Annotated in this window: 18 protein-coding genes; 6 read left to right on the forward strand and 12 right to left on the reverse strand. The window is 57.2% G+C overall.

The window, feature by feature from the left end:
• Positions 1-315 precede the first annotated feature (315 nt).
• The gene (locus VF684_RS07645) at positions 316-909 is read left to right on the forward strand and encodes a hypothetical protein (protein ID WP_139440843.1); all 594 of its coding nucleotides are present in this window, start codon (positions 316-318) and stop codon (positions 907-909) included.
• A gap of 40 nt (positions 910-949) precedes the next feature.
• Here VF684_RS07645 and VF684_RS07650 read toward each other — a convergent pair whose 3' ends face one another.
• A complete protein-coding gene (locus VF684_RS07650; RefSeq protein ID WP_139440844.1) occupies positions 950-1,954 on the reverse strand; it encodes a Wadjet anti-phage system protein JetD domain-containing protein in 1,005 nt (334 codons plus the stop codon).
• Positions 1,955-2,166: 212 nt separating this feature from the next.
• Here VF684_RS07650 and VF684_RS07655 point away from each other — a divergent pair, with 212 nt between their 5' ends.
• A complete protein-coding gene (locus tag VF684_RS07655) occupies positions 2,167-3,408 on the forward strand; it encodes an esterase/lipase family protein (protein WP_139440845.1) in 1,242 nt (413 codons plus the stop codon).
• Between the two features lie 481 nt (positions 3,409-3,889).
• Positions 3,890-4,093 (forward strand): hypothetical protein, encoded by a 204-nt coding sequence (locus tag VF684_RS07660; RefSeq protein ID WP_110303762.1) that lies wholly within the window; start codon positions 3,890-3,892, stop codon positions 4,091-4,093.
• Between the two features lie 79 nt (positions 4,094-4,172).
• Here the strand turns inward: VF684_RS07660 and VF684_RS07665 are convergent, their stop codons facing one another.
• The 10 genes from VF684_RS07665 to cmoM all read right to left on the reverse strand — a co-directional run bounded on the left by VF684_RS07665 (position 4,173) and on the right by cmoM (position 15,504).
• Positions 4,173-5,003, reverse strand: a complete 831-nt coding sequence (locus VF684_RS07665; RefSeq protein WP_139440847.1) for a hypothetical protein — start codon at positions 5,001-5,003, stop codon at positions 4,173-4,175.
• 49 nt (positions 5,004-5,052) lie between these two features.
• Positions 5,053-5,556 (reverse strand): peptide deformylase, encoded by a 504-nt coding sequence (def, locus tag VF684_RS07670; protein ID WP_139440848.1) that lies wholly within the window; start codon positions 5,554-5,556, stop codon positions 5,053-5,055.
• A complete protein-coding gene (locus tag VF684_RS07675; RefSeq protein ID WP_139440849.1) occupies positions 5,556-6,038 on the reverse strand; it encodes a GNAT family N-acetyltransferase in 483 nt (160 codons plus the stop codon). Before VF684_RS07675 ends, def begins: the two co-directional genes overlap by 1 nt.
• A gap of 138 nt (positions 6,039-6,176) precedes the next feature.
• On the reverse strand, positions 6,177-6,827 hold the full coding sequence (locus VF684_RS07680; protein WP_234924742.1) for a DJ-1/PfpI family protein: 651 nt from the start codon (positions 6,825-6,827) through the stop codon (positions 6,177-6,179).
• 94 nt (positions 6,828-6,921) lie between these two features.
• A complete protein-coding gene (locus VF684_RS07685; RefSeq protein ID WP_042011243.1) occupies positions 6,922-7,419 on the reverse strand; it encodes a GNAT family N-acetyltransferase in 498 nt (165 codons plus the stop codon).
• Positions 7,420-7,515: 96 nt separating this feature from the next.
• The gene (locus tag VF684_RS07690) at positions 7,516-7,902 is read right to left on the reverse strand and encodes a septal ring lytic transglycosylase RlpA family protein (RefSeq protein WP_162516074.1); all 387 of its coding nucleotides are present in this window, start codon (positions 7,900-7,902) and stop codon (positions 7,516-7,518) included.
• 259 nt (positions 7,903-8,161) lie between these two features.
• Positions 8,162-12,589, reverse strand: a complete 4,428-nt coding sequence (gene mukB, locus VF684_RS07695) for a chromosome partition protein MukB (protein WP_139440850.1) — start codon at positions 12,587-12,589, stop codon at positions 8,162-8,164.
• Positions 12,590-12,592: 3 nt separating this feature from the next.
• Complete coding sequence (mukE, locus tag VF684_RS07700; RefSeq protein ID WP_005345759.1) at positions 12,593-13,312, reverse strand: chromosome partition protein MukE; 720 nt, start codon at positions 13,310-13,312, stop codon at positions 12,593-12,595.
• Positions 13,293-14,627 (reverse strand): chromosome partition protein MukF, encoded by a 1,335-nt coding sequence (gene mukF / locus VF684_RS07705; protein WP_005345760.1) that lies wholly within the window; start codon positions 14,625-14,627, stop codon positions 13,293-13,295. The genes mukE and mukF overlap by 20 nt, the downstream gene beginning before the upstream one ends.
• Before the next feature lie 100 nt (positions 14,628-14,727).
• Entirely contained in the window at positions 14,728-15,504 is a 777-nt protein-coding gene (gene cmoM, locus VF684_RS07710; RefSeq protein ID WP_376898407.1) for a tRNA uridine 5-oxyacetic acid(34) methyltransferase CmoM, read from the reverse strand.
• Between the two features lie 101 nt (positions 15,505-15,605).
• Here cmoM and elyC point away from each other — a divergent pair, with 101 nt between their 5' ends.
• The 3 genes from elyC (at position 15,606) to pfkA (ending at position 18,388) form a co-directional block, all read left to right on the forward strand.
• Complete coding sequence (gene elyC, locus VF684_RS07715) at positions 15,606-16,376, forward strand: envelope biogenesis factor ElyC (protein ID WP_236268146.1); 771 nt, start codon at positions 15,606-15,608, stop codon at positions 16,374-16,376.
• A gap of 135 nt (positions 16,377-16,511) precedes the next feature.
• Positions 16,512-17,267: a triose-phosphate isomerase gene (gene tpiA / locus VF684_RS07720; protein WP_047440675.1), complete on the forward strand. Its 756-nt coding sequence runs from the start codon at positions 16,512-16,514 to the stop codon at positions 17,265-17,267.
• Between the two features lie 149 nt (positions 17,268-17,416).
• Positions 17,417-18,388, forward strand: coding sequence for a 6-phosphofructokinase (gene pfkA / locus VF684_RS07725; RefSeq protein ID WP_005336840.1), 972 nt, complete (start codon positions 17,417-17,419; stop codon positions 18,386-18,388).
• Positions 18,389-20,013: 1,625 nt separating this feature from the next.
• Here pfkA and VF684_RS07730 read toward each other — a convergent pair.
• Positions 20,014-21,236 (reverse strand): dicarboxylate/amino acid:cation symporter (locus VF684_RS07730; RefSeq protein ID WP_440174083.1); only part of this gene is annotated, 1,223 nt, incomplete at its 5' end.

Consider the following 21,236-nt stretch of genomic DNA (forward strand, 5'->3'; position numbering starts at 1 on the left):
TCAAAGGTCAGTTTAAGGGGCTGAAATGATATCAGCGGGGTTGCCGTTATCATTATGATAATGCCGTGCAGTGACTTGCTCTTTTGTTACCACCTCTTCTGCAGCAATGTCACTGCTATTTAACCTCCCCTGCACTCCCCACCCGTATCACCTCTCGCCTTATCTTCCGGCCACATCGCTGGGCGTGGTTGGCCCAAGGTGCTAACGTGAATACGCCAGCTGTGCATCTGTCTCGGATGCTCAGGAGAGGCCGACCGTTCACTGCCGCAACTGCGCGGATGAACCTGCATGACTTACATCTTTGAGGGATTATCTATGTCCAGGAATGCTGCTCTGCTCATCACCCTGACCCTGCTCGGTATCGCTCCTGCCCACGCCATCAGCGCCAAATATGCCGAGCAACTGGAGCGATCCGGCTGCACCCAGGTCACCGAGGCGCAGGGCTGTGACATTCACAAAACCAAAGCGGAAAATGCCAAGGCGGGATTTGGCACTGCCGCCCCGGCCACGGAGGGCGGTCTGAATCTGAGCTATGAGCAGAAGCTGGAGCGCTCGGGTTGCACTCAGGTGAGCGAGCTTAATGGCTGCGATATCAACAAAACCAAGGCTGAGAACGCGGCTGCCGGTGTTGGCAATGCTCCGGCCGCGGCAACCAGCGGCAGCCCCTATACGGGCAACTGGATCGCCACCTTCCCCCAAACCGGCGCCACCGTGGCCAATATCCGCATCGATGGCAAGGATCAGGTGTGGGTCAACGACAAGAAGGTCAATGCCAAGAAATCCGATGGCGCGCTGGTGTTCAAGGATGGCATGGTCATCTACACCATTCAGGGGGATCGCCGCATCAAGGGTGAAGATGGCTGGGTCGATAATGATGCCGGCACCAAGGGGCCCATCAAGGCCAAGTAAGCAGCTGACCACAAATGACGGGGAGCGCGGGCTCCCCGTTTCACCCCTGATTGCCCATCGCTTCCAATGACCAGCTCCGCCAATGAGGGGCCAGAATCAAAACCTCCTGCTCCAGCCAAGTCCCGTCTGTGATCAGCTTCTCAAACCAGGGAACGCCTGCTGGCGAGCCATAATCATCGACCTGATCAGCCTGCGTCGTCACACGCCAGGGCACCTTGCCACTGCCCGCCGCAAAGGTGCGTACCGGACGGGCGTAATGATCCAGATAAGGTTGCAGTTCACAGGGAAGCCAGAGCATGGCCGGTCGATTTAGCTCGCGCGCCAGCTCGACGGCAATATCGATACCCCGTTGATCGAGATCGCCAAAATGGGCCCACTGCACGCCCGCAGGCAGCAGCGGGATCAGCTGCTTGGCCAGGGTGGTATTGCGACCGGGGGCAAAAAGCAGCAGTTGCCCGGGTTGCAGCGGGTAGTCGACAAAGGCCCCCTTGTTCTCCACCGTAATGACCCGCGCCCCTTGCCAGCCGATGGTCGCCAGCGTGCCCAGAGTCCGCTCCGGCAACGCCAATTCCCCCAGCAGCGCCATCATTGCCGTCATATCGTGCTGCTGACCGTGCCGATCGACCAGTGAGAGCGGTTCGAGGGTACGGATGCGGATCACCTCATCCTGCGTGAGCGCCAAGTTCGCAAGCTGTGGCGCTGCAAGGGATGCTGATCGCGGATGCTTGCTGTCCCCATGCCAGAGGGCATAAAAGCAGGCCTGATTGAGCCGCACAGGCAAACTCACCCCCAGACGTTGCAGCTGCTCACCCTTGTCCTGTTCGGGGAACTCTGCCCGTGCCAGTTGTCCGGTCAGATAAGTCCGCCCCGCTTCGGTCAATATATGACGGGAACTGCGCCCAACTGACTCGACTCCGCCCACCGCCTGCAACAACTCCTTCAACTCGCGGCCATGCCGACTCTCAAGGGAGCAGCCCTTTTCGTTCTGGCTATCGAGCAACCTTGCACACAAATCCTGTACCCGCACCTCATCAAACAGCGACATCCTCACCTCTCCATGTGGCTTCATATGAAGAAGTAGAGGTGATTTTCCCTGTCATTACCGTGACCGGCTTCGCAAGCGGTTCTTATCAGCCCCGCCATGCATGGCCCGTTACTGGTAAACCCGCCACAAAGGGCGCAAGCTGGTTTGATATAGAGATACGCTGCGCTCTTCGCGGCACGACAACGCGATACCCGCTTTCACAAGGGCTTGCCATGACCGACGCCACAGACCCATCGCCATCCTCTTCCTGGCATCTTTCGGATATCCGCGAGCTGGCGCACCTGCTGACTCTGGCGCTGCCCGCCGCGGTAGAGATCACCGAAGCGGTACATCAGGCGGTACTGAGCGGTATGGGGCTCAAGGGACGGGATGAGGGAAAAACAGCCGGGATCACCGGGCTGGTCTACAAGGGGGTACATGGCACCGCCAACACCCTGGGCAGCGGTATCAACCATCTGCTCAGCCGCCTGCCAGCCACTCCGCCGCCCCACCAGATCCCCGAAACCCCGAAACGCGCGGCCCTGATCGCCACGCTCAACGGCGTGTTGGGGGACAAGCTGGTCGAACACCACAATGCTCTCGCCACCCCCATGACCCTGCGCTATCAGGGAAAGCCCCTCGATTGGCAGGCGATGCCAAAGGATCTACCCCGCGAGGGATGGGTACTGCTGATGATCCATGGCCTCTGCATGAACGATCTGCAGTGGCAGACCGAGCATCAAGGCAAGCCGGTCAATCACGGAGAGCAACTTGCCAATGCGCTTGGCTATCAGCCTCTTTACCTGCGCTACAACTCGGGCCTGCCCATCGCACAGAACGGGCAGGCGCTGGCCCTGTTGCTGGAACAGCTGTTCGCCCACTGGCCGGGAGAGCTCAAAGAGATAACGATAATGGGCTATAGCATGGGGGGACTGGTTGCACGCAGCGCCTGCCACCATGCCGGCGTGGCCGGGCTCACCTGGCCTGCGCACCTTGCCAACCTGATATTTCTCGGCACACCACACCACGGCGCACCGCTCGAACATGCAGGTCACTGGCTGGAGCAGTTGCTGCCCACCACCGCCTACAGCGAGCCCTTCGTCAGACTGGCACGGCTGCGCAGTGCTGGCATCAAGGATCTGCGCCACGGCAAGGTGATCGAGACGCTCGCCCCACCCGATCCCGCAGTGCCCTTGCGCGATCCCCGCGTCCCACTCCCCTTGCCCTGTAGCGTCAACTGTTATGCCATCGTCGCGACCACTGCCGCCAAGCGCAGCCTGCTGGCCGACCGGCTGATTGGCGATGGACTGGTGCCGCTACGCAGCGCCCTCGGTCAGCACAACGAAGCGCGCCATCAGCTGGCTTTTCTTCCCGCCCATACCCTGATTGTCTATCGCACCAGCCATATGTCCCTGCTCGCCAACCCGCAGGTTGGCCAGCAACTGCTGCGCTGGCTCAGCCCCTTGCAGTTATAGCGAGCTGGCTATTAAAGCAACAGAGTGCTGGTTCACAAAGGAGCCCTGTGGCACTCTGGGACGTCAAAGGGAAGACCCACACTGACACCTCATGTGTCCCCACTGCAAAGGAGCGCCACCGATGGCCAAAGCAAGCAAGAAAGAGATCAAGAAGAAGATCGCCGCTCGTCTTGAGAAAATTGCCAAGCATGAAGGCAAGATCAAGAAGCTGAAGAAGGCCTTGAAGTAGGGCCCATTGCATAAGAAAAACCGCCAATCGGCGGTTTTTTCATCCTCCTTTTCGCCCCTTTCCCATCGCTTTTGATACCAATGACCCTGATGTAAACGCCTCAAGCGCCCCTCAGCAGAACAACCCGACTGAAGCCACGCACGTTCTCATCACTGATATTTGGTCTAACAGCGCCAATCGGACGCCGCGCGCGCCCATGCCAGCAACTACCTTCAACGGAGTGTTTGATATGAGCCAGTAGTGGAGCGCCATATGTACTCTTACACCCTCACCTTCAAGGAAGATGTCGATCGCCTGACCGCCCCCGAGCAGGAGATCACCTTGCAGAGCCCCGCCCAGGCGGGGGATTTTATTATCCTCTCCGACGGCAGCCGCCATCAGGTGATGTTTGTCACCCACAGGGCCAACTACAGCAGCCTCTATCTCGATAAAGGGGTCAGGGTGCCGCAAAGCTAGCGCAGCTCATCTCTCTATTTTCGAAAGTAAAAGAGCGGCTCCCGGCCGCTCTTTGAGCTCTCTTTATGTGGATTTGCTGTCACAGCACCTTGATCACCGGTTGGTGCACTATCTCGACGTCATTTTTATAGACCACCAACTCACCCGGCGGCACGCCTCGCTCACCCAGCACGGTGACGATGCACTCGTAGCGATAGGGGCCGCTCGTGAAGAGGTAGGTATGATTGCCCCCCGACCCCTCCACCCTGACGGTGCCATTTTTCAACACCAGATCCGGCTTGTCGGCGAGCGTCTTGCCCTTGGCCCAGGAGGCGTAGCGATAGTGGCCATCGTCCAACTCGTCGATGCGGATGGTAAATTTCTCGGTCTGCCACATCAGCTCGGGGCTCTTGTACTCTCGCACACTGGGATGCAGACCGCTCTTCTGCCTGGCGATAAGCTCGGCTTTCAATTTGGCGGCCTGCGCAGTCTGATGATTGATACCGATCACCTTGCCATCAAAATCCATCCAGACCTCGCCACTGCCCAGCATGATGCCGCGCCAGCCCATGGTCTGCCAATCCTGCCCGACCCGGGAGGTTGCGATGCTTTTTAATATGGCGTCATCAAATACCTCGTCGAAACGGGTCAGCATCTCCGCCGGGGTTTTGATGGCGGGAATGGGATACTCCTGCTTGAAGGGGTATTTCATTTGATTGGCAAGGGCCTGATGATCCCGGGCTTCAGCCGCATCGACCAACTGCTGCACAAAGGGGCGATATTCGGCTGGCAACTGCTCTTCGTCGGCTGATACGGGGAGAGCTACCCACAATGTTCCCAGCAACAGTAGAGCCTTCAACCCATAACGTCCCCGCACCTCACTGCTATTGCGGCCAAACAGCGCCCTGACATTCCATCTTGCCACTTTCATTCTGCCTGCTCTCCACATAACTAAAACGGCCAGCCACTATCCGCAGATGTTAACTGGCGGACTTGAGAGATTTTTTAACTCGTTTGAGTGCCATCTGCCGCTTGAGCGGTGACAGGTAATCAATGAACAAGTTGCCATCCAGATGATCAATTTCATGCTGCATGACAATGGCCAAAAAATCGCTGCTCTCGATGGTGATCGGATTACCTTTTCGATCCAGTGCAGATACCACCACCGAGCTGTAACGCTCGACATCCGCGTAGTAATCCGGCACGGAGAGACATCCCTCTTGTCCAAGCACCTTTTCAATACCGCTTATCACTTGTGGATTAATCAAAACCAGCGGCTGATCCCTGCTCTCGGACAAGTCGATAATAACGACTGCCTCTTTGCGCCCGACTTGAGTCGCGGCCAAGCCAATCCCGTTTTCCGTCGCATACAGGGTCTCCAGCATGTCATCGATCAGCCCCTGTACGGCAGCGATATCCTCAACCCGCTCGGCCTTGAGCCTCAATTTGGGGTCGGGAGCCGTCAAAATATTCAAAATTGCCATCACAACTCTCCATTAACCACTTTTTTCAATCCGAGGTCACAGCCCAACGGCCGGGACATGGAGACAAACTCTGGATCCTCTTCGACCACGTTGTAACCAAGGCGCTCATAAAACCGTATCGCCCCATGGTTGTCTGTAAAGCTGGACAAGGTGACCCGGCATTTCCCCTCACGCTCAGCCTCCTGATGAAGCCGTTCCATCACGGCAGCGCCAAGCTGCCGCCCCTGATACTGAGGGAAAATGATCAGCAGATGAACATGCTTGGCATCCTCATATGGCTTGCTACATAACAGACCAATGCGTTCTCCCCCATGCAGGATCCACGAAAACCATTGCGGCCGATATGAGCTGGTTAGTCGCTCGCGTTGAAATTGGTCATCCCAGCCAAAGAGCGACTCAACATAGGGAAAAATCCCCTGTTTCACGGCAGTAAAGACCAGCTCAAATTCACTTTGCGGCACATTAATCAGCTCAATATCCATCTCATTCCCTGCTCAAGCCATATTGAAAAAATAAACAAACTGATAAATTATTAAGACATACTGATAGCCACAAAGATCTACCCTGAGCACTCAATATAAAGCACCAAGCTATTTTTACTTCAACAAGAACTCGTACATTTAGCAGATACCACCGTCGAGAAACCCCATCCCCTCTTTAATTCTCTCCAGATTGGCTTTTGAGGTAAGCATCTCCACGACAAGAAACGCAACGTTCATTGCAGTGGACGGGCTACGTGAAGTGATAATATTCCCATCGATAACGATAGGTTGATTCAGTACCTGTACACCATACTCTTGCATCTGTTGTTGCCGTTTCTGACTCAGATGATAAGTCGTACCATTGCGACCACTTAGCACACCACTTTTGGCAATAGGCAATGCCCCCACGCACACCGAAGCAACAACTTTTCCCTTGGCATCAAAATCTTTAATCCATGCCAATAGCCTTGGGTCATACGCATCATCATAAAAGCCTGCACGGCTCATACCTCCCGGTATTACTAGGGCATCAAACTCTTCGATATCTATTTCATCAAACAGACATTCCGGTTCGATCGTAAAATTCCATGCACATTTAATTCGTTGGTGAAAACCAACTGTAGTTAACTGTATGGGCTCAAGGCCATAAGTTGTCGTCCAACCAAAGGCATCTGTAAATACTGATGCCTCATACTCTTCAACCCCATTACACAAAAATAGAATTACTTTTGAATTTCGCTTCCTTTCTGAGTTCACTCTATCCATCCTGTAATCAGCATGAACTAACATTTGCCACAAAACACTTTAATAACCATTGCATGGTAATATACCATGCTAATTTTTCACGAAGAAAGGTAATCAAAACTCTAAATTGTGACATAACTTAAATCAGCTTAGCCATTAAGTATTCATCAACATATTCACCATCAACTTTCATCGAGTTTCGCTTTATTCCCTCGACCTCAAAACCACAAGCGTGATAAAGAGCACAAGCTCGGACATTATGACACATGACATTTAACTCCATACGGGTAAAAGCCCGCGCTGTTGCCCACTCTTCCAGCGCAGAAAACAACTTTTTACCAAATCCCTGTCCGGTTGTAGATTGTTGAATACCGATAACACAATACAAGACATGTTTATTGCGATTTGCTGGTTGACCAATGCCGACAATAAAGCCTGCAATCTCATCGTGCTCTGCCAGTACCAGCATGACTTTGTTGTTTGCATCGACAAACGAAGCCAATATTTGAGCTTGCTCAACCTCTGTCGTAGTTCGCTCTCCCGGTTCATAGAGCATAAAGGTTGTTTCACTGTCGAGTCGGTTCATTAACGCCAATATATTATGCGCATCAGATACACAGACTTCTCTCACTTCCATATGATGGCCTCAAATTCAATAATTAATTGTCAATTCTAATCATGCATATAATGCAGTGCTTCTACCATCTGGCGATCTCACGCTCTGGTCATCAAACTAAAGAACCTCAACCTTTACCTTGATAAGGCCATCACGAATATTGGCGATGGAGCCGAAGGCGGATTTGGAGAGATCGATAATACGCCCGCTTTTAAAGGCGCCACGATCATTGACCTTGACTACCACGCTCTTGCCGTTGGCGAGGTTGGTGACCCGCACCATGGAGCCAAAGGGCAATTCCATATGGGCGGCGCTATTGAGGTTGTTGCGATAGAGCTCGCCGCTGGCGGTCTTTTTACCGTGATAGCGGTCGGCATAATAGCTGGCATAACCGGTCTCGCTGTAGCCGTGCCAGCTGCCGCCGTGACGCTCGTCATAACGGCTGCTACAGGCGGCCAGCAGCAGACAAAGAGATAACAACAGCCCTTTCTGGATATGTTGCACCTTTAACTTCTCCTCTCTTCTTCTTTTCGCTATGCGCAATTTTGCTTCTTCGATACGGCCGGTGACGCTGGCGACACGCATGCAGGCGGGAGCTCTCACCTTGCCATAGCTCCAAGGCACTCACCATGTTACTCGCCTTGTTGTCAGGCAGCAGCGACCGTGCGGCTACTTTGCCATATCTTCCATGTAAAAAGGGAGGCAAATGCCTCCCTTTCAACTAGTTACCGGACATCCCGTGACGGGATGGGCCAGAGACTTCTCAGGCAATCAGCTTGTCGTCGGCAAAGCCGAAGCCACGCAGGCCCACCACATGCACGTGTTCGTGCTTGCCTTGCACCTTGCGGATGAGCTTGTAGGTGGTGCCCTTCTCGGGGCTGATGTTCTCGGGCGCCGCGATAAGCAGCTGCATATCCTGCCGCTCGCACAGCTCGAACAGGGTGGCGATGGATTTGCCATCCAGACGGGCCGCTTCGTCGAGGAACAACAGACGGCAGGGGGCGATATCCTTGCCGCGCAGGCGGCGGGATTCCTCCTCCCAGCTGATCAGCACCATCAAGAGGATGGCCTGACCGGTACCGATCGCCTCACCTGTGGAGAGCGCGCCGCTCTCGGCCCGCAGCCAGCCGTCGGCACCACGCTGCACCTCGATCTCCAGCTCCAGATAGTTGCGATAGTCGAGCAGCACGTCGCCCATCACCTGATAGCTGCGATCTCCCTGCTCGATCTGCGGGTTCAAGCGCTGGAACAGCTTGGCCATCGCCTCGGAGAAGCTGAGCTCCTTGTCGGCGAACAGATCGTTGTGCATGGCGGTTTGATCGGCCAGCGCCGTCAGCAGACGGGTATGGGCCTCGCGGATATTGACGTTGAGGCGCACCCCGCGCACCAGACCAAAGGCGATATTCTGCAAGCCCTGGTTGAGCACCCGGATGCGGTTCTGCTCGCGGCGGATGATGTTGGTGATCTTGGCCGCCACCTCGTGAGAGGAGAGCGACAGATGGGTTTCCCGCTGCTTGAGCTCGTCGGCGAGACGGGCCAGCTCGATCTCCATCTCCTCGATCGCCTCGACCGGGTCATCGGAGCGGATGATGTCGTTGCGGATGCGATCTTTGAGGTAACGATAGACCTGCACGTAGAAGGCGACCTTCTGCTCGGTGCTGCGGTTGCCCTCCGACAGTCGCAGCGCATCGCGCAGAGCCTCGTCGTGGGCCACCGCCACTCGCAGGGCGCCGAGAGCCTTGTCCGACATGGAGCGCAGCTCGTCGCTGTCGAGGTACGCCAGCTCGCGCTTGTTGAGGCGCTTCTCGACGTCGGTCTCCCGCGCCAGTCGCACTACCCGCGACCAGCTCGCCTTGTGACCCACCAGGGATTTACGGGCGCTGTAATAATCCTTGCCTTCCAGCTTGAGACGACCGCCAAGGGATTCGATCTCGCGCTTGGTTACCTGCAACTGGGCCTCGGCGCTGGTGCGACGGGAACGGGTGCGGATCAGCAGCTCTTCAATCTCTTTCTTGTGGGCGCGCGCCTTCTCTTCCATATCGTCAGAGAGGGTCAGGCCCATAGCCGCCAGCTCCTGCTCGAACTCGGTCAGGGTCTGACGCTTGGCCTCGACGCTGGAGTTCAGCGCGGTGCGCAGTTGCAGCGCCTCGGTGTGGCGCTGGGCAATCTGCTTGTGCTGCTCGCCAGCGGTGCGGGCCGCCAGCTCGGCCGCCTTGAGCTTCTCTTTGAGTCGCTCGCTCATTTCAGAGGCCTTGCCCAGCAGGTCTTGTGCATCCTGATAGGCAAAGTGCGGCAGACGGGCCACCAGCTGATCGAGGGCGTAGCAACGGCGCTTCTGCTCGGCCAGCAGGTCGCTCACCTCATCATAGGCAGCCTGCAGCGCGGCAAGATCCTGCGGATCCTGACGCAGCACCTGCACCAGGGTATCGAGCTTCTCGAGCGACTTACCGTGCTTGGCGATAAAGGCTTCGGCCTGTTTCAGTGCTTCCACATCGGCGTGAGCCGCCTCGAGGCGGGCCGCCAGCTCTGTCTCGGCAAACAGGTGAGCAAAGGGCAGCATCACCTGCACCAGCTGAATATGGCGGGTCAGCTGGGCGGCGGCCGCTTTGGCATCACTCAGCTGCTTGTCGCACTCGCCGATGGCCCCTTGCAGCGCGCGCAGTTCGGCCTGTTTGGCCTGCACTTCGGCTTCGGGGTCGGGGCGGAAGGCGATATCCAGATGCTGGCCGATAAAGTCGCGGAAGTGACCGTAGAGACGGTGGTACTTCTGCTGCTCGAAGGCGGTCTTGGCGTAACCCTCGATGAGACCTTCGCGCTCAAGGTCGAGCTGCTCGATCCGTTTTTCCCGGGCAGCGCGACCAAACAGCGGCAGCTCGGGGTAGCGGGAGAAGCGCACCTGACGCTTGCTGGTGCGCACCAGCACGGCGTCTCCCAGCTCGTCCGCTTCTACCAAATCCTCGTCAAAGGAGTCGGGGTTGCCCTGAATGAGGTAGATATCTTCCGGGCAATCTTCCAGCTTTTTCAGCCGCTCGATGGCGCCCTCAAGGTCGAGCACCACCAGGGCGCTGCGAGCCGGGCCGTAGAGCGCGGAGTAGTAAGGGGCATCGTCGATGGAGATGTCGTCGTAGACATCGGAGAGGAGCACGCCCCCCACCTGCTCGGCGATGCGAGCCAAGCGCGGATCCGCCTCGCCAGCACCCAACTGCAGGTTGCGAATTTGCAGCTCCAGCGCCTGTTTCTGCGCCGCGATGCGGTTGCTCTCCTGTTCGAACTCGCGCTCCTTGTCGAGCACGGTCTGCATACCGGCCGAAAGCTCTTCGGCGGTGGCGAGCGGCAGGCCGCTCTGCTCGCGCAATTGCTCGAGCTTTTCGAAGGATTTCAGCCAGCGCGGGGCAAGCTTGGTCAGCTCCGCAATATCGCGGCCCAGCTGAGTGCCCTGATGCTCGAGGCTGGCGCGACGCTGATTGACTTCAGCCTGCTGCTCGGCCAGCTCCTCCTGACGGGTGCGCTGGGCTTCAAGGAAAATCTCCAGCTCATCGCTGCTGGCAATCAGCTGGCCAGAGGCCTGCTGCAGCTCGTCACGCAGCTTGAAGAGACTCTTCTGGCTTTCGCTCTCTTTCTCGAGGCGAGCCAGCGCGGCGCGCAGCCCCTGCCCCTGGGCAATGCGAGCCTTGTCTTCGATATGACGCTTGAGCAGCGCCTGCGCGGTAGGCCAGGCAGCCTCGCGCACTGTCTCCGGAGCGATGCTGAGCAGCAGCGCCAGCGCCGCTTCATGCTCGGCCACCGCCGCCTTGGCCAGCGCCAGCTGCTGCTCGGCCCCCAGCACCCGGCTGGTGAGGCTCTGTTCGGCGGCGCGGAACTGATGCAGGGTGTCGCTCGCCTGTTCGGCGGTGAGCCCCGGCAGCTCGCACTGCTCGCGGGCAGCATCGAGGGCCTGCACCGCCTGACGGTACTGGATGGCGCGGGTTTGCTGAATATCGAGCGCCTGCTGGTAATCGGCCAGCTGGGTCTTGAGGCTGTCTACCTCGGCCTGCGCCAACTCCTTGCGCTCTTCCACTTCCAGCAGCTGGCCGTGGATCTCCTCCACCACCGCTTGCTGCTGTTCGAGTTTGTCAGAGAGATCCGCCAGATCGGCGCGATACATCTCGATCTTCTTCTGCAAACTGACAGCCGCCATCACCTTGGCAAGGTGCTCGGAGGCAGACTCCAGCTCGTCGGTCAGCAGTTTCTCACGGTTGGTGAGCTGCTCCACCTCGTCGGCCAGATAGATGGCGCGCTGTTTCTCTTCGGCCAGAATGCGGCGCTTGTCGGCCAGCTCCTGGCGAGCCTTGAGGGCCAGCTCGGAGAGGCGGCTCTTCTCGGCGGCGTTGCGCACATAGTCGGCGGCCACATAGTGGGTGGTCTCGGTGATCAGGTTCTTGAACAGATCCCGCTGACCTTGCGTCTCCTTGATCGCTTCCAGCGTGCGGCGGTTTTCATAGATGGCCGCCTCCATGTCTGCAAACGCCTTGCGCACCCCGGAGTTCTCCGGCAGCAGGTATTCGCGCAGGGAACGGCTGATGGACGAGGAGATGCCGCCGTAGAGGGAAGCTTCGATCAGGCGATAGAACTTGCCGCGATCTTTTTGATCACGCAGCTTCTTCGGGGTAATGCCGAACTCGAACATGAAATTGTGATAGTCGGTCACCGTATTGAATTTGGCGACTTTCAGCGCCCCCAGCTCGGCGGCCGCCCCTTTCAGATCGGTAAAGGCGCGTACCCGCCCCTTGCCGCCATCGAGCTTCTCCAGCAGCAGATCGGTCGGCGCCAGATTCTCCGGCACATCCACCAGCGCAAACGGGGTGATGTTGACCTTGTTGTCGCGGTTGGCCACCTGCTCGAGGTGCACGCCGACCCAGATCCGCTGTTCGCGGCTGTTCATCACTTCCAGCAGGGAATAGCAGTGGCCGCGCTGCAGCTTGCCGTAGAGCCCCTTGTCACGGGAGGCGCTGCTCGATCCCGCTTCCGTGGTGTTGCGGAAGTGAAGCAGTGACTGGTCGGGGATGAGCGCTGCGATAAAGGCCGCCATGGTGGTGGACTTGCCCGCGCCGTTGCCGCCGGAAAGGGTAGTGACCAGCTGGTCGAGATCGAAGGTCCGGGCAAAGAAGCCGTTCCAGTTGACCATGGTCAGGGATTTGAACTTGCCTCGCACCGGTTATACCTCCAGATCCAGTTGTTCTTCATCGAGATCCGCCTCGATGTCATCAAAGAGCGAGTCGCTGCTCGGCATTTCGTCGTCGTGGAAGATGGCTTCACCCTCCTGGATCATCCGCAGCTGAACGGCGCGCGGATCTTCATCGGAGCGCACATCGGCGGCGAAACGGAACACCGATTCGTTGACCCGGAATTTATCCCCGTTGCCAAGGGCGGTGATCATGCCAAGGCGGCGCAGACGGCGCATGGAGGTACGGATCTTTTCGAGCAGCTTCTTCTTGTCGAGATCGGTACCGCCGGAGCGGCTGTTGACCATCCGCAGCAGCTGCTTCTCGTCGGCGAGGCTCAGCACCTCTTCTTGCAGCTCGGCCATGGCGAACACCCCTTCCGAGGCGAGACGATCAGGGCTCAGGTAGAGGTAGCAGAGCACCTTGCCCACCAGCATATCGAGCTCGGAGAGCACAGTGGTACCGATGTCGGAGCTCGGGCGCGGGCGCAGGTAAAAGAAGCCTTCCGGCGCCTTGATCAGCTCCACCTGATAGCGGCCGTAGAAGATCTCCAGCTCGCTGTGATATTCGACCAGCGCCGAATGCTGCTCGAACTCGTCGGCACTGATGTGGCGACCGGAGCGCAAGGCGGTGTCGATGCGCGGAAACAAGGGGTTGGCAATCGCCTCTGCAAGCCGCAGCGGCAAGGGAAACTCAGTATTGATCAATGACATAGGCCTGAACCTTGGATCCAGCTTGGTTAATGGGTTTCCATGCGGGTTGGCGATGCAGTTCGCGCTCGCCGCTGGCATGGCCCAGGCGCACGGCCTGGTCGATCAGAAGACGCGCCACATCGAAGTGGGCATGAGCCGGGTAGTCCAGCAGGTATTCCCGCAGCACATCGGCCAAGTCCAGCTGCTGCCCCTGCTCGGGGTAGCGGGCCAGATAGCGCTCGATGCGCTCGGCCAGCTCCTGGTTGATGTCCACCATCTCGACGTACTCCATCTCGAGGGGCACCTCGCCGGTCACCTCCTCGTCGTGGATGGCGATGGTTTCGTCGCGCAGCTCCAGCAGACGGGGCTCTTCGGCCACCCGCAGCTGCCAGTTGTGCTGCTCGAAATTGCGGATGGACTCGCGCAGCCGCTGGCTGAAAGCGCGGTTCTTGTCCATATCGATGGCGTTGCGGATAAATTTGTGGACGTGCCTATCGTAGCGGGACCAGAGCTCGATGCACTGCTGACCCCAGCTGGTGATGACATCAAGACGACCTTGCAAGGCGTGAGTCAGCTCCTCGACGTGGAACAGATCGTCGCGCCCCTGCGCCGCTTCCTGAATATTGAGCAGCCCCGCCTGCAGGCGGTGGCCGGCAGCGTCCAGGGTATCCTGCAGCTCGCGCAGGGTCTGGCCGGTCTCGTGCAGCAGTTTTTCGCAGCTGTGAATGGCATCGACCCAGTTCTGGGTCAGCAGGGCCGCGATTTCGCTTTTGACCTGATTCTGCTGCTCATCCATGGCGCGCTGGGTGAGATCGATCCGCCCCAAGGTCTCTTCCAGCGAGAAGGTGAGGCGCGGCAGCACCTCGGCATCCCACTGCTCGCGGGTGTTGGTCTCAAGCGCCGCCTTGCGGGCGGTGTCGAGCTCGGCAGCCAGGTGTTCGAGCAGAATGGAGAGCTTGATGGAGTCAACCTGACGCTGATCCATAAAGAAGTCGACGATGCTCACACCAAGGCGTGACAGGCGGTAGAGGCTCTCCCCCGCCACCATGTCGGTGTTGAAGCGCGACAGCAGCTGCTGGCGAATGAGATCGTTGATGGCGTTGTTGGCGCGACCGGTGAGGGTCTCGTCCATCTGGCCGAAGGCACTGCTGACATAGCCAAAGGCATCGTGCAGCGCCGCTTCCGACAGGTCCGACTCATCTTCGGACAGGGTCTTGATTGCAATGAGAAAGGCCAGCCGGTCGGTCGGCAGGCTCAACGCCAACCCCTCCTGCCTGACCCACCCTACTAGCTCCGGCAAAGAACGCTCTGGCAGGGTACGGGATGTACTCATCATGATGTTGTCATCTCGTTGTTGTATTGGGCGCAAAATCGTGCGCGCGGCTACATCCGGTAGCATCGAAAACATGGTTCACATCGACGTGAACAGCGAGCAATCAGCTGGCCGGCTTCTGGGCCATCACATGGATATAGCGACCGAGGGAGACAAAAGGCTCCTGACGGCAATATTGCTGCTCCATGGCCAGCAGATCGTCGAACTTCTCCACCTGATCCTGCTTGTGACGCATATAGTCGTGGATGACCCGCACCCCGGTCTTGCCGATGATGCGCAGCCCCCCGCGACCAATCCAGTCATAGACCTGCTCCGGCAACTGGGGGTTGGTGGGCGTAAGCGCTGTCTGGCGCTTCTTGCGAAGGCCAAGGCGCACATAGTCAAAATTGCCCACCACCAGGCTCTGGAACAGCAAACCATGACGGTTGTAGAAAAGCAGCGACAGTATGCCCCCGGCATTGACGAAAGGGAACAGACTCAGCAAGGTCTGGCGCGGCTCGGCGAGCCACTCCAGCACCGCATGGCAGAGCACCAGATCAAAGGTCCCGGTCACGTGTTGCTTCAGATCCTGAATGGGGCAATGGATGAGACGGATTTTGTCTTCCAGCCCCTTCTCGGCGATCTGGCTGCCGGCCAGTTCCAGCATTTCTGCTGACAGATCGCACAGCTCCACCTGATGGCCCATGGCCGCCAGCTTCTGGGCGAAATAGCCAAAACCGCCCCCCGCATCGAGGATGCGCAGCGGACGGTTGCCAAGGCGGGCCAGGCAGGCTTCGATGTCGCTCCAGACAATGGTGGTGCGGATGCGCCCCTTGGTGGAGTCGTAAATGTTGCGGGCGAACTTGTCGGCGCGCCCGTCAAAACTCTGATCGTGCTTCAAGGAGAAACTCAACATTAGCGCCACAGGGTTGTGGCCATCCCAAAAAAGAGAGGTATTCTGTCACATCCCGAATTTGCTGAAAACTCAAGGAAGTGTCTGCCGTGTTTGTGATTAAAAAGTGGCTGGGTCAGCTGCTGATGCCGCTCCCCTTCTCCCTCTCCCTGCTGCTGGTCGCCCTGCTACTGCTCTGGTTCACCCGTTTTCAGAAAACCGGCAAACTGGTGGCCACTCTCTCGCTGCTTATTGTGGCCCTGATGGGGATGCGGCCGGTGAGCTATGAACTGGCCCGCGGGCTGGAGCAGACCTTCCCGCCATTCGAGGTGAGCCAGCATCCCAACATCGAGGCCATCGTGGTGCTCGGCAATGGTCATGTCAGCGACCCGGCGGTGCCCGAGCGCTCCTGGCAAAACAATATTGCCCTGGCCCGCACTCTCGAAGGGGTTCGCCTCGCCCAGGCCTATCCGGACGCCGAGCTGGTTTTCTCCGGCTATGTATCGGGGGATACCCTCTCCAATGCCGAGGTCAATGCCCGGATGGCCGAGAGCCTCGGCATTCCCCGTTCGCGGATGACGTTGTTTGAAAACAACAAAGACACTCATGATGAAGCGGTCAGTATCAGCCGCCATCTGAAAGGAAAAGAGGTGGCGCTGGTCAGTTCGGCCACTCATTTGCCACGTGCCATGGCCCTCTATCAGGGTCAGGGACTCAAGGCCGTGCCAGCCCCCACCGACTACACCGCCAAGCAGAGCCAGGTACCCCAGCCGCTCTACAGTTATTTACCCAAAGGGCGTTATTTGATGTATTCCGAAGCTGCCATCCACGAATGGATTGGGGTATGGTGGGCTCGCTTGCGGGGGCAGGTTAACGAATGAGCGATCAAGCGTTTCATTCCTGATTTGGATCAGGAAAGCGAAAAAAAATTACGTCATTTGCCGCCGGGTCAGCTATCTTGGGCTCGGTTCAATTCATATAATGTCGCGCAATCAAATGCCTAGGAGATATACAAGATGAGACAGCACCTGGTAATGGGTAACTGGAAACTGAACGGCACCAAAGCTTCTGTAGAAGCTCTGATCAAAGGACTGACCCCGGCTGCTGCCGCTCATCCTTCTGTGCAAGTCGCCGTCTGCCCGCCGGTTATCTTTTTGGGTCTGGTTGAGCAACTGACCGCTGGCAGCAAGATTGCCTACGGTGCCCAGAACGCTGACGTTCACGAGTCTGGTGCCTTCACCGGCGAAAACGCCCCCTCCATGCTGAAAGCCTTTGGTTGCACCTACTCTCTGGTCGGCCACAGCGAGCGTCGTACCCTGCACGCAGAGACTGACGACGTGGTTGCTGCCAAGTACGAAGCGATCCAGAAAGGCGGCCTGATCCCGGTTCTGTGCATCGGTGAAACTCTGGAGCAGTTCGAAGCCGGCGTGACCAAGAACGTGGTTGAGACCCAGCTGAAAGCTGTTATCGACCGTTGCGGCATCGCCTCCTTCAACAACGCCGTTATCGCTTACGAGCCGGTATGGGCCATCGGTACTGGCAAGACTGCCACTCCGGAGATCGCTCAGTCCGTTCACGCTCACATCCGTCAGTACCTGGCCGGTTTTGATGCCGCCGTTGCTGCCAAAGTACAGATCCTGTACGGCGGTTCCGTTACAGGCGCCACTGCAGCCGACCTGTTCGGTCAGCCAGACATCGACGGTGGCCTGGTCGGTGGTGCGTCCCTGAAAGTGGACGACTTCTCCCAGATCATCGCTGGCGCTGCCAAGTAATCGCTGATTACGGCAAAGAGAGGGGCTCGTCCCCTCTCTTGTATCGCTTTTCCTATGGTGGCCCCCGCATCCCATATGAAAGCCGATATAGTAAAAGTGGCTTGTCTATTTAAACATTCGTATTTGACAACTCAGATCCAGAGGCACTCATGACCAAACAAATCAAACGTATTGGTGTTTTGACCAGTGGTGGCGACGCACCGGGTATGAACGCAGCCATTCGCGCCGTGGTTCGCGCCGGTTTGCATCATGGCCTGGAAGTTTACGGTATTTATGATGGCTACCTCGGCCTGCACCAGGATCGCATCGTCAAGCTGGAGCGTCACAGCGTCTCCGACGTGGTGAACCGTGGTGGTACTTTCCTCGGCTCCGCCCGTTTCCCTGCCTTCAAAGACCCAGCAGTGCGCGCCGAAGCGATCGAAAACCTGAAAAAGCACGGTATCGATGCGCTGGTCGTCATCGGTGGTGACGGCTCCTACATGGGTGCCAAGAAGCTGACCGAAGAGGGTTTCCCCTGCATCGGCCTGCCGGGCACCATCGACAACGACATCGCCGGTACCGACTTCACCATCGGTTTTGATACCGCTCTGAACGTGGTGGTTGACGCCATCGACCGTCTGCGTGACACCTGCAGCTCCCACCACCGTATCTCCGTGGTCGAGATCATGGGCCGCCACTGTGGCGATCTGGCCATGTCTGCTGCCGTTGCCGGTGGTGCCGAGTATGTGATCGTGCCGGAAGTTGCCTTCGACAAAGAGAAGCTGCTCAAGCAGATCAAGGAAGGTGAAGCCAAGGGCAAGAAGCACGCCATCATCACCATCTGCGAGCACGTTACCGACGTGAACGCGCTAGCCAAGGACATCGAAGCCCTGACCGGTCGTGAAACCCGCGCCACCATCCTGGGTCATATCCAGCGTGGCGGAGCCCCCACTGCTCGTGACCGCATCATGTCCAGCCGTATGGGTGCCTACGCCGTTGAGCAGCTGCTGGCTGGCCACGGTGGTCGCTGCGTCGGTATCCAGCGCAACGAGCTGGTACACCACGACATCATCGACTGCATCGAGAACATGAAGCGTCCGTTCGATCAGGAGCTGTACAACCTCTCCACCACCCTGTTCTAAGCCTCACGGCTTTTTACCGGCTGTTGATGACAAAAACCCTCCATCGGAGGGTTTTTTAATATCTTACAAAAATGGGTGCATCGGCACGCTTTGTGGCCCTCACCATAAGGGTTGCCTGATTCCCAAGCCTTGCGCCATCTGACTGATCACTAGCCTTCCCCTCCTCACACCAACCGGCATCAGCCTACGAACAGAGTTCCGGTATCCTCGTGGATGTGTTTTATTACTGCGAACCGGATTGCGTTGACCTGCGCTCTGTCGCCCCTGAAACCAGTTTGTTCAGCCTCCTCGTCATACGCCGCTTTTTATATCTCAATCTTGTAGAAGGGATTCAGATATCTTCCCCAACCATGCTCCGGCCCTGCTTTCGTATTACAAGCACATGACTCACGCAGATTCACCGGCTACACAAATCGCTACTCGCGCCCAGCCCAGCCCAGCCCAGCCCAGCCCAGCCCAGCCAGAGAATACGCCTCGGGCCTATTGCGCACCTCACTCTTGCTGTGGCCATGTCTCTTCCGAGGCCAACGGGGAAATTGGCGGTGATAAAACAGCCAGCTGCTACTCTGTATCCCCCCGATGCACGGCTCTCATCCCTATGAACCCAGTGTATTGCTGTAAAAATGCGGAGACTCTGGACTGATAAAGTGATGGTGTGACAAGGGTTGGCAACCAGACTCTCTCCATAGACTTCTTTTGGATGGGCTATCTACGTCAGGAATCGTCAAATCATTGCCTTGCGCACTTTTTATGGCCTCAATGACACTATTACGAGGGTGAAAACTTATAAAACGCCACTTGAGCTCCATACAAAGCCCTTTACCAAACCAACAAACAGCTCACCAACCAATTGAATTTAAATGAAATAACCATAAAAACAGAATCTTGAATGCCTAACATTCCATAGCAGGTGATAAAATCAGCTCAACATGACAAAAATAGCCATCTCAACCAACCACACATACAAAGCAGTCATTTTATCAACTTACACCTTGTTTTACCCCCTTATTATGGTATCTTGACTACATCAACCAACAACTTAGGGAGAGAAAAATGAAAGAGTTTGTCGTTACTGCCGTTTTCACGGTGTTTTTCACCCTGGTTGCTGTCTCTCTGCCCTCACTGTCACAGTTCTGAGCCGGATAGAGAGGCATCAATCCGGACCGACCCTCTTTGCTATGTCTGTTTAATCGCCATCAAATGGCGCTTTTCAGTAATAATGCCGAGATGGTCAACATAGATATGATTTCATCACGTTGACGCTGTTTCTTTCGCCACAAGGGTGTAACCAGGATGGTTTAACCATATGGCCTGATGGAGTAGAACCAGCAGCAGATCATATCCGAGGGGAGCAAGGCTCCCCTTTTTGTTACCCGCCGTTTGGCAATCCCCTACCCCGCCATCTACAACAGGCCGGTTGACGCCATACGGCCCATGCCCACAACTGATGTTTTCCCCTACTGTACTCTCCATTCAACACAGCTAAATCCGTCAGCAATCTCTTGTGCACACCTTTGCTCTGATACTTGTCCGGCAGATATAAAAAAGCCCCCGCCATCATGGCAGGGGCTCGCGTTACGCAGTGTCAGCTTAAGGCTGTTATATCTCAGCCCAGCTCAAAGCAGTTATGCCTTGTTCCAGCGCTCTGGGTCATATTCCGGGCTGAAGCGGTCAACAATGACAGCACAGGCCGCATCGCCGGTGATATTGAGGGAGGTGCGGATCATGTCGAACAGACGGTCCAGCGCGAACAGCAGCGGCAACCCTTCGATGGGGATCCCGGCCGCCAGCAGCACGGCAACCACCAGGAAGCTTGGGCCCGGCACACCGGCCTGACCGATCGCGCCCAGAGTGGAGGTCACAATGATGGCTGCCCAGGCACCGACGCTCAGATCAATGTTGTAAACCTGCGCAAAGAAGATGGCGACCAGACCGTAATAGATGGCGTTGCCGCTCATGTTGATGGTGGCACCCAGCGGCAACACGAATGAGGCGGTCGCGTTGGTCACTTTCAGATCATGCTCGCAGGTCTCCATATTGACCGGCAGGGTCGCCATGGAAGAGGCGGTGGAGAAGGCCACGATCTGCGGCTTCTTCATGGCAGAGAGGTACTTCATCACCGGCGTGTTGGAGAACATCATCACCAGCAGCGGATAGACCACGAAGCCGAAGATGAGGATGGCAGCCACATAGACCACGAACAGCTTGAGTACCAGGGTCAGCACATCGAAGCCATAGGTTCCGATGGCTTCCGCCATCAGACCGAACACCCCGAGCGGCGCGATGATCATCACCTTGTTGATCATCCAGACGAAGGCATCCACCAGGGTATTGAGCCCATCGACCAGCGGCTTGGCCCGCTCGCGCGGTTGTTTGGCCAGCGCAATGCCGAGGAACATGCAGAATACCAGGATCTGCAGGATGTTCGCTTCGTTGAGTGAGTTGAATACGTTGGTGGGGATCATGCCAAGCAGGGTGGCGACTGCATCCGGCAACGCCCCTTTATCGGCATAGTCACCGCCAAACATGGAGGCAACGGAAGCGAAATCAACCCCGACACCCGGTTTGAAGATCTGCCCCATCACCAGCGCCAGCAACACGGCCAACGCGGAGGTCACGAGGAAGAAGGCCAGCGTAGCCGCACCGATCTTGCCCGCAGCCGGGCTGGCGCCCAGATTGGCGGCGCCGGAGAGGATGGCAACCGCCACCAGCGGGATCACCAGCATTTTGATCAGCTGGATAAACAGGGTACCGAGCGGTGCAAACACGGTGGCTTGTTCACCCATGAACGCGCCGACCACTGCGCCCAGTACCATGGCGACCACAACCTGGAAGCCGATGTTTTTAA

Source organism: Aeromonas sp. Lyrl_2, from assembly GCF_051948815.1.
GTDB classification, from domain to species: Bacteria; Pseudomonadota; Gammaproteobacteria; order Enterobacterales; family Aeromonadaceae; genus Aeromonas; species Aeromonas veronii.